At 70.8% G+C, this 9753-nt stretch carries 9 protein-coding genes; 6 read left to right on the top strand and 3 right to left on the bottom strand.

The window, feature by feature from the left end; translation table 11 throughout:
- Positions 1-141: 141 nt before the first annotated feature.
- The 6 genes from J2X68_RS24995 to J2X68_RS25020 all read left to right on the top strand — a co-directional run bounded on the left by J2X68_RS24995 (position 142) and on the right by J2X68_RS25020 (position 6120).
- Positions 142-1353: a phosphoglycerate kinase gene (locus J2X68_RS24995; RefSeq protein WP_310434806.1), complete on the top strand. Its 1212-nt coding sequence runs from the start codon at positions 142-144 to the stop codon at positions 1351-1353.
- A gap of 6 nt (positions 1354-1359) precedes the next feature.
- Positions 1360-2136, top strand: coding sequence for a triose-phosphate isomerase (gene tpiA, locus J2X68_RS25000; RefSeq protein ID WP_310434807.1), 777 nt, complete (start codon positions 1360-1362; stop codon positions 2134-2136).
- 127 nt (positions 2137-2263) lie between these two features.
- Positions 2264-2494 (top strand): preprotein translocase subunit SecG, encoded by a 231-nt coding sequence (secG, locus tag J2X68_RS25005; RefSeq protein ID WP_020131907.1) that lies wholly within the window; start codon positions 2264-2266, stop codon positions 2492-2494.
- A gap of 211 nt (positions 2495-2705) precedes the next feature.
- Entirely contained in the window at positions 2706-3041 is a 336-nt protein-coding gene (locus tag J2X68_RS25010) for an RNA polymerase-binding protein RbpA (RefSeq protein ID WP_006373288.1), read from the top strand.
- 404 nt (positions 3042-3445) lie between these two features.
- Positions 3446-5098 carry a glucose-6-phosphate isomerase gene (pgi, locus tag J2X68_RS25015; protein ID WP_310434808.1) on the top strand — a complete coding sequence of 551 codons (1653 nt, stop codon included), beginning with the start codon at positions 3446-3448 and terminating at the stop codon, positions 5096-5098.
- A gap of 143 nt (positions 5099-5241) precedes the next feature.
- Complete coding sequence (locus tag J2X68_RS25020; RefSeq protein ID WP_310434809.1) at positions 5242-6120, top strand: hypothetical protein; 879 nt, start codon at positions 5242-5244, stop codon at positions 6118-6120.
- A 78-nt stretch (positions 6121-6198) separates the two neighbouring features.
- Here J2X68_RS25020 and pgl read toward each other — a convergent pair whose 3' ends face one another.
- From pgl to zwf, 3 genes are read right to left on the bottom strand one after another with little or no spacing between them, the layout of a single operon-like run.
- Entirely contained in the window at positions 6199-6981 is a 783-nt protein-coding gene (pgl, locus tag J2X68_RS25025; RefSeq protein ID WP_310434810.1) for a 6-phosphogluconolactonase, read from the bottom strand.
- On the bottom strand, positions 6978-8126 hold the full coding sequence (gene opcA / locus J2X68_RS25030) for a glucose-6-phosphate dehydrogenase assembly protein OpcA (protein ID WP_310434811.1): 1149 nt from the start codon (positions 8124-8126) through the stop codon (positions 6978-6980). Before opcA ends, pgl begins: the two co-directional genes overlap by 4 nt.
- Positions 8123-9646: a glucose-6-phosphate dehydrogenase gene (zwf, locus tag J2X68_RS25035; RefSeq protein ID WP_310434819.1), complete on the bottom strand. Its 1524-nt coding sequence runs from the start codon at positions 9644-9646 to the stop codon at positions 8123-8125. Before zwf ends, opcA begins: the two co-directional genes overlap by 4 nt.
- Positions 9647-9753: the final 107 nt, after the last annotated feature.

A 9753-nucleotide genomic window follows, 5' to 3' on the forward strand; every position in this document is an offset into this window, starting at 1 on the left:
ACCTTGATGTGAGTTCAGGGCTCGGGCGGCGCAGGGACGCGCCGCTTGAGCCCTGACGCACGTACGGATCAGCCTTTCTCACGGTCGCCGGCGACCACGAGTGATCACGAGCACCACGAGCCCTCCTCAGGAGCCCCCGTAATGAAGACGATCGACGAACTTCTCGCCGAAGGCGTCGCAGGCAAGCGGGTCTTCGTCCGCGCCGACCTCAACGTGCCGCTCGACGGCGGCACCATCACCGACGACGGCCGCATCCGCGCCGTCCTGCCCACCGTCAAGGCCCTCGCGGACGCGGGCGCCAAGGTGGTCGTCGCCTCGCACCTGGGCCGCCCCAAGGGCGCGCCGGACCCGGCCTTCTCCCTCGCCCCCGCCGCCGACCGGCTGGGCGAACTCCTCGGCTCCGCCGTGGCCTTCGCGACCGACACGGTCGGCGAGTCCGCGCGGTCCACGGTCGCCGGCCTCGCCGACGGCCAGGTCGCCGTCATCGAGAACCTGCGTTTCAACGCGGGCGAGACCAGCAAGGACGACGCCGAGCGCGGCGCCTTCGCCGACCTGCTCGCGGAACTCGCCGACCTCTACGTCGGCGACGGGTTCGGGGCGGTGCACCGCAAGCACGCCTCCGTCTACGACCTCCCGGCGCGGCTGCCGCACGCGGCCGGCTTCCTGATCGCCACCGAGGTCGGCGTCCTGAAGCGGCTCACCGAGGACGTCAAGCGGCCCTACGTCGTCGCCCTCGGCGGCGCCAAGGTCTCCGACAAGCTCGCCGTCATCGACCAGCTGCTCGGCAAGGCCGACCGCATCCTCATCGGCGGCGGCATGGCCTACACCTTCCTCAAGGCCCAGGGCCACGAGGTCGGCATCTCGCTCCTCCAGGAGGACCAGGTCCCGGCCGTGCGGGAGTACATCGCGCGCGCGGAGAAGACCGGCGTGGAGCTGGTCCTGCCCGTCGACGTGCTCGTCTCCACCGAGTTCCCGGACCTGAAGGCCAAGGCCCCGACGAACCCCACCACCGTCGCCGCGGACGCGATCCCCGCCGACCAGGAGGGTCTGGACATCGGTCCCGAGACCCGCAAGCTGTACGCCTCGAAGGTCGCCGACGCCGGCACCGTCTTCTGGAACGGCCCCATGGGCGTCTTCGAGCACCCCGACTACGCCGAGGGCACCAAGGCGGTCGCCCAGGCCCTCATCGACTCCCCGGCTTTCACGGTCGTCGGCGGTGGCGACTCCGCCGCGGCCGTCCGCCTCCTGGGCTTCGACGAGAACGCATTCGGCCACATCTCGACCGGTGGTGGCGCCTCCCTCGAATACCTCGAGGGCAAGACGCTCCCCGGCCTCGCCGCACTGGAGGGCTGACCCCGTATGACCACTCGTACGCCGCTGATGGCGGGCAACTGGAAGATGAACCTCAACCATCTCGAGGCCATCGCCCACGTCCAGAAGCTCGCCTTCGCCCTGGCCGACAAGGACCACGACGCCGTCGAGGTCGCCGTCCTGCCGCCCTTCACCGACCTGCGCTCCGTGCAGACCCTGGTCGACGGCGACAAGCTGAAGATCAAGTACGGCGCCCAGGACATCTCGGCGCACGACTCGGGCGCCTACACCGGTGAGATCTCCGGCTCGATGCTCGCCAAGCTGAAGTGCACGTTCGTGGCGATCGGCCACTCCGAGCGCCGTCAGTACCACAACGAGACCGACGAGCTCGTGAACGCCAAGGTCAAGGCCGCCTACAAGCACGGCCTGACCCCGATCCTGTGCGTCGGCGAGGAGCTGGACGTCCGCGAGGCGGGCAACCACGTCTCCCACACCCTCGCCCAGGTCGAGGGCGGTCTGAAGGACCTCCCGGCCGAGCAGGCCGAGACCATCGTGATCGCCTACGAGCCCGTCTGGGCCATCGGCACCGGCAAGGTCTGCGGCGCCGAGGACGCGCAGGAGGTCTGCGCCGCCATCCGCGGCAAGATCGCCGAGCTCTACACCCAGGAGCTGGCCGACAAGGTCCGCATCCAGTACGGCGGCTCCGTGAAGTCCGGCAACGTCGCCGAGATCATGGCGCAGGCCGACATCGACGGCGCACTGGTCGGCGGCGCCTCGCTGGACGCCGACGAGTTCGTCAAGATCGTGCGCTTCCGCGACCAGTGATCCGAGCTGTGAGTATGCGGTAGCGGCGATCCGTCGTACCCTTGCGGGGGCATAGCGGTTGTCGCTATGCCCCCGTCGTTCGTCCGAGTCGTTATCCGAATCCGAGGAAGTTGGTCCAGCCGTGGTTTTGGGGTTCTCGATCGCCCTGATCGTCTTCAGCCTGCTGCTGATGCTGCTGGTGCTGATGCACAAGGGGAAGGGCGGCGGCCTCTCCGACATGTTCGGTGGCGGCATGCAGTCCTCCGTCGGCGGCTCCTCGGTCGCCGAGCGCAACCTCGACCGCATCACCGTCGTGATCGGTCTGCTGTGGTTCGCCTGCATCATCGTTCTCGGCATCGTGATGAAGACGAACAGCTGATCAGCTTCACACAGTCACACACATTCCGGTACGTAAGGCCCCATGTACGGTACGCGCAGCTGAGCGCGGCCTATCATGGGGCTTGCGTCTAGGTGTGGGAGCTGTAACTCCAATCACTGGACGCGCGTTGGGCCTTACGTAGACTGAGGCGCTCGCAGCGAAGCGAAACGCCGACTCGCTTTGCGGCACCATCACGCAGGGAGTTACGACCGTGGCAAGTGGCAACGCGATCCGAGGAAGCCGGGTCGGGGCGGGGCCGATGGGCGAGGCCGAGCGGGGCGAGTCCGCGCCGCGTCTGCGCATCTCCTTCTGGTGCTCCAACGGACACGAGACGGTGCCCAGCTTCGCCAGCGACGCGCAGGTTCCCGACACCTGGGACTGCCCGCGCTGCGGCTTTCCCGCCGGGCAGGACCGGGACAACCCTCCGGCCCCCCCGCGCACCGAGCCCTACAAGACGCACCTCGCCTATGTGCGGGAGCGGCGCAGCGACGCGGACGGCGAGGCGATCCTCGCCGAGGCGCTCGCCAAACTGCGGGGCGAGATCTGACGATCGAGACCGGCCGGGTACCCGAGGGTGCCTGGCCGGATGTGTTTCGCGCACGGACGCGCGGTCGACCGTGGACCGTCCGTCCGTCGTGCCCTCCACCCGCCCGTGCGGCGCGCCCCGGCGACCCCGGGGCACTCGGCGGGGCTCCGCCCGCCTGATGACCCGTCACCCGGCCGGGGATCGCCGGGCGGTCCGTTCCCGCGTGCCGCACCGCCGCCCGATCTTGCGCCCGTGCGCACTCGCCGGCGCCGCGTTGATACCCGTGGGCCGGGCGGACGTATCTGTTGGTGCCCTGTACGACCGTGGCACGTCCGCTCACCCGACGCGCTGATCAACTAGGTTGGAACCGGCGGGGCAAGGCGTGCGCAGCACGGACAGATGAGGAAAGAGGGCTGAAGTCCGACATGAACGCAGACGGCCGTACGAGGCTCAACCAGACGCCCGAGTGGACCGCTCTGGCCAAACACCGCGAGGAACTCGGCGAGGTGCGGCTGCGGGAGCTGTTCGCCGCCGACCCCGAGCGCGGCGCGGGATACACCCTGCGGGTCGGTGACCTGCACATCGACTACTCCAAGCACCTCGTCACCGACGAGACGCTGCGGCTCCTGCGCGAACTGGCCGTCACCACCGATGTCTTCGGCCTCAGGGACGCGATGTTCCGGGGCGAGAAGATCAACACCACCGAGGACCGTGCCGTTCTGCACACGGCCCTGCGCGCCCCGCGCGACGCGGTGATCGAGGTCGACGGGGAGAACGTCGTCCCGGCGGTGCACGCCGTCCTCGACAAGATGGCCGGCTTCGCCGAGCGCGTCCGCTCCGGCGCCTGGACCGGCCACACCGGCCGGCGTATCCGCAACGTGGTGAACATCGGCATCGGCGGCTCCGACCTCGGCCCGGCGATGGCCTACGAGGTGCTGCGCGGCTTCACCGACCGTGACCTCACGGTCCGCTTCGTGTCCAACGTGGACGGCGCCGACCTGCACGAGGCCACCCGCGACCTGGACCCGGCGGAGACGCTGTTCATCATCGCGTCGAAGACCTTCACCACCATCGAGACGATCACCAACGCGACCTCGGCCCGCAGCTGGCTGCTGGACGCGCTCGGTGGTGACGACACGGCCGTCGCCCAGCACTTCGTCGCCCTGTCGACGAACGCCGAGAAGGTCGCGGACTTCGGTATCGACACGGCCAACATGTTCGAGTTCTGGGACTGGGTCGGCGGCCGCTACTCCTACGATTCGGCGATCGGCCTGTCGCTGATGATCGCCATCGGGCCGGACCGCTTCCGCGAGATGCTGGACGGCTTCCACCTCGTCGACGAGCACTTCAGGACCGCGCCCGCCGAGTCCAACGTGCCTTTGCTGCTCGGCCTGTTGGGCATCTGGTACGGCAACTTCCACGACGCCCAGTCGCATGCCGTGCTGCCCTACAGCCACTATCTGTCCAAGTTCGCCGCCTACCTCCAGCAGTTGGACATGGAGTCCAACGGCAAGTCCGTCGACCGGGACGGCAAGCGGGTCGACTGGCAGACCGGCCCGATCGTCTGGGGCACGCCGGGGACCAACGGGCAGCACGCCTACTACCAGCTCATCCACCAGGGCACGAAGCTCATCCCGGCCGACTTCATCGGCTTCGCCGAGCCGGCCGCCGAGCTGAGCGACGAACTGAAGGCGCAGCACGACCTGCTCATGGCGAACTTCTTCGCGCAGACCCAGGCGCTGGCCTTCGGCAAGACGCCCGAGGAGGTGCGCGCCGAGGGCGTGCCGGAGGAACTGGTCGCCCACAAGACGTTCAAGGGCGACCACCCCACGACCACGATCCTCGCCCGTGAACTGACCCCCTCGGTCCTCGGCCAGCTCGTCGCGCTCTACGAGCACAAGGTCTTCGTGCAGGGCGCGGTGTGGAACATCGACTCCTTCGACCAGTGGGGCGTGGAGCTCGGCAAGGTGCTCGCCAAGCGCGTCGAACCCGCCCTCACCGAGGGCGCCGAGGTCCCCGGCCTGGACGCGTCCACCAAGGCCCTGGTCGCCAAGTACCGGGAGCTGCGCGGCCGCTAGCGGTCACCGGTCGTACGCGCGCCCGCCGGGCAGGCGCACGGACGGGCGGCGGCCAGACGGAGCGGGAAGCGGGCGGCGGTCGGCCGTCCGCTTGCCGTAGACTCCCCGGCGATCATGCGTCCGATCTCTCGGGGGAGAGCAACGTGACCGGTACACGCAGGAGTTGGACGGACGGCTCGCTGTCCGTCCGCTCGTTCCTGAAGCCCCACAAGGTGGCCTGGGCGGTGTTCCATCCGGCGTGGATACCCGCGGCGCTCGATCCGACGGTGGAGCGGCTCAAGCGCGGCAGGGTCGTCGCCGGGGCGGTTGCGGCGGTCGGCGTCTACACCTTCGTCGAGGGCGGCTTCGCCTTCGAGGAGATGCTGGAGAACACGGCGATCGCCTCTGCCGTGCTGTTCTTCCTCACCCCGGTCACGGTCGGCGCGATGCTCTTCGTGTGGCGGCGCACCGGCACCGTACGGCAGCTGAGGACGCCTCTCGTCGACTCGCTCAAGCTGCTGCTGCTCTTCATCGGCTGCGTCCTGACGACCGTGGGGATCTTCCGGTCGAGCGAGATGGCCGGGCTGGTGCCGCGGATGCTGCTCACCCTGGTGGGCCTCTGGATGGCCTTCTTCGTGATCGCCGGGGCCGTGCGGCTCTCCGGGAACTTCTTCGGCTCCGCCGCGGTGCACCGCTGTCTGCCGCCGCTGCTCGCCACGGTGACGACCTGGCTGATGGCCGTCCCCGATCTGGTCACCGGTGACCTGCACGGCCTCAGCCTCACCATGGGCGTCGTCTTCATCCTGGGCGCACCGGTGACGGTCACGGCGATCGCCCTGCTGGAGATCCGCCGGCTGAAGCGGCGGTACGGCATCCGGCTGGCGGCCCACCCGGCCACCCTGCCGCCGACGCCTGCCGGGGCGCATGCCGGGATCCCGCCGCAGCGAAACCCGTACGGCCACCCGCACGGCGCACCGTACGGTCACCCCTGCGCGCCGGGCCAGGGGCAGCCGTACACCCGGGGCAACCCGTACGGGTCGTAGTCCTGGGCGGGCCCGCAACGCGCGGAACCCGTACGGCGGTCGACCGTACGGGTTCCGTGGAGCGAGCGGCGCCGACCGTCAGGCGGACGCCGCGGGGTACAGCGATCTCGGGAGCCGGGAGGCGGCCGCCGTGTCCAGCAGCCACAGGGTGCGGGAGCGGCCCCGGGCGCCCGCCGCGGGGGCCTGGATCTCGCCCGCGCCCGACAGCGCGATCGCCGCGGCCTGTGCCTTGTCCTCGCCGGCCGCGAGCAGCCACACCTCACGGGCCGCCCGGATCGCCGGGAGGGTCAGCGTGACCCGGGTCGGCGGGGGCTTGGGCGCGCCGCGCACGCCCACCACGGTGCGCTCGGTCTCCCGCACGGCCGGCAGCTCCGGGAAGAGCGAGGCCACATGGGTGTCCGGGCCGACGCCCAGCATCAGGACGTCGAAGGCGGGCACGTCGCCGTGGTTCTCGGGGCCGGCCGCGCGGGCCAGCTCCTCCGCGTAGGCGGCCGCGGCCGCCTCCACGTCGGCGCCGTACGGACCGTCGGACGCGGGCATGGCGTGCACGCGCTTCGGGTCCACCGGCACGGAGTCCAGCAGGGCCTCACGGGCCTGCGTGACATTGCGCTCCGGGTCGCCCTCGGGCAGGAAGCGCTCGTCGCCCCACCACAGGTCGAGCCGCGCCCAGTCGACGGCGTCACGGGCGGGCGCGGCGGCCAGCGCGGCCAGCAGGCCGTTGCCGTTGCGACCGCCCGTGAGGACCACGGACGCCTGGCCACGGGACGCCTGGGCATCCACGATCTTCGTGATGAGGCGGGCCGCGGCGGCCTGCGCCATCAGTTCCTTGTCGTGGTGCACGACCAGCTGGGGAGTGCTCACTGCGGATCCGCTTTCCTGACCGGGGGCATCTGCGCCGGAGACGGCCGGTCGGCGTCGCCGTGGCCCGCGGGGGCGGCGGACGCCGGGGCGGCGGCCGGCGGGGCCGGCACGGCGTCACGGTCCGCGGACGCCGGGTCCGGCACCGCGCGCACCGGGAGGGACGGGGCGGGACGGCCGGCGGCCGAGGCCCGCTCCGCCTCGCGCTCGGCGGCCGACTGGATACCGCCCAGCCGGTCCACGCCGAACCGCAGGGCGGACGCGTACGTGTCGTCGGGGTCGAGCCTGCGCAGCTCCTCCGCGAGCAGCTCGGACGTCTCGCGGCGCTTGAGCGCCACCGCGCGGTCCGGCTGGCCCGGCAGCGCCAGCGTGGCCATCGCGCCGTCCGACCGGTGCAGGGTGATCGGACCGCCGGTGGTCTCCATCCGGACCTGGGTGAGACCGGGACCGGCCGAGATCGCGCGGCGGACGTGCACGTGGAGCCGGTCGGCGAGCCACATGGCGAGCAGCTCGACGCTCGGGTTGGACTCCTCGCCCGCCACCTCGGCGGAGACGATCTCGCAGCTGACCTGGTCGAGGGCGGCGGCCAGCATCGAGCGCCACGGCGTGATCCGGGCCCACGCCAGGTCGGTGTCGCCCGGTTCGTAGCTCTCGGCACGGGCCCGCAGCTCGTTGACGGGCTTCTCGGCGGCGTAGCTGTCGGTGACCCGGCGCTGGCCCAGGGCGCCCAGCGGGTCGCCCGCCGGGTCGCGCGGGGCGTCCACCGACCACCAGACCACCACCGGCGCGTCCGGCAGCAGCAGCGGCAGGACGACGGACTGGGCGTGGTCGGAGACCTCGCCGTACAGCCGGAGGATCACCGTCTCGCCGCTGCCCGCGTCGGCGCCCAGCCGTACCTCGGCGTCGAGGCGGGACTGGGTGCGGCCCCGGGGGGAACGCGAGACGCGCTTGATGACCACGAGGGTGCGCGAGGGGTGCTCGCGCGACGCGTCGTTGGCGGCCTTCAGGGCGTCGTAGGCGTTCTCCTCGTCCGTGACGACGACGAGGGTGAGCACCATCCCGACCGCGGGCGTGCCGATCGCGCGCCTGCCCTGCACCAGGGCCTTGTTGATCTTGCTGGCGGTGGTGTCCGTGAGGTCTGTCTTCATGGCCGGCGCCAGCTCCGTCCGTCTCGCTCGAGCATCTCGTCGGCCTCGACCGGCCCCCACGTGCCCGACGGGTACTGGGCGGGCTTGCCGTTCTTGTCCCAGTAGCGCTCGATCGGGTCGAGGATCTTCCAGGACAGCTCCACCTCTTCCGTGCGGGGGAAGAGGTTCGAGTCGCCCAGCAGCACGTCGAGGATCAGGCGCTCGTACGCCTCGGGGGAGGACTCCGTGAACGACTCGCCGTAGGCGAAGTCCATCGACACGTCCCGGATCTCCATCGAGGTGCCGGGCACCTTCGAGCCGAAGCGGACCGTGATGCCCTCGTCCGGCTGGACGCGGATGACGATCGCGTTGGCGCCGAGCTCCTCGGTGGCCGTGGAGTCGAAGGGCGAGTGCGGGGCGCGCTGGAAGACCACCGCGATCTCGGTGACCCGGCGGCCGAGGCGCTTGCCGGTGCGCAGGTAGAAGGGGACGCCCGCCCAGCGGCGGTTGTCGACGCCCACCTTGATCGCCGCGTAGGTGTCGGTCTTCGACTTGGGGTCGATGCCGTCTTCCTCGAGGTAGCCGACGGCCTTCTCGCCGCCCTGCCACCCGGCCGCGTACTGGCCGCGCACGGTGGCGCTGCCCAGGTCCTTCGGCAGCCGCACGGCGCCGAGCACCTTGGTCTTCTCGGCGGCCAGCGCGTCCGCGTCGAAGGAGGAGGGCTCCTCCATGGCCGTGAGCGCCATCAGCTGGAGCAGGTGGTTCTGGATGACGTCGCGGGCGGCGCCGATGCCGTCGTAGTAGCCGGCCCGGCCGCCGATGCCGATGTCCTCGGCCATGGTGATCTGCACGTGGTCCACGAAGGACCGGTTCCAGATCGGCTCGAACATGGTGTTGGCGAAGCGGAGCGCCAGGATGTTCTGGACGGTCTCCTTGCCCAGGTAGTGGTCGATGCGGAAGACCTGGTCCGGCGCGAAGACCTCGTGGACGACCTTGTTGAGCTCCTCGGCCGAGGCGAGGTCGTGCCCGAAGGGCTTCTCGATGACCGCGCGGCGCCAGGAGCCGTTCTTCTGGTCGGCCAGCCCGTGCTTCTTCAGCTGCTGGATGACGACCGGGAAGGAGCGCGGCGGCACGGACAGGTAGAAGGCGAAGTTGCCACCCGTGCCCTGCGCCTTGTCGAGCTCCTCGATCGTGCCGCGCAGCCGCTCGAAGGCCTCGTCGTCGTCGAAGGTGCCCTGCACGAAGCGCATGCCCTGGACGAGCTGCTGCCAGACCTCCTCGCGGAAGGGCGTACGGGCGTGCTCCTTGACGGCGTCGTGGACCTCCTGCGCGAAGTCCTCGTGCTCCCACTCGCGGCGGGCGAAGCCGACCAGCGAGAAGCCCGGCGGCAGCAGACCCCGGTTGGCGAGGTCGTACACGGCGGGCATGAGCTTCTTCCGGGACAAATCGCCCGTGACGCCGAAGATGACCAGGCCCGACGGCCCCGCGATACGCGGGAGCCGTCGGTCGGCGGGGTCACGCAGCGGATTGCTGCTCGACAGAGTTCAGCCCTCCGAGGGGGCGAGGCGCTGAAGCTCCGCCTCGGTCGACTTGAGCAGGTCGTTCCAGGACGCCTCGAACTTGTCGACGCCCTCGTCCTCGAGGAGCT

This window comes from Streptomyces sp. 3330, from assembly GCF_031456635.1.
GTDB lineage: Bacteria > Actinomycetota > Actinomycetes > Streptomycetales > Streptomycetaceae > Streptomyces.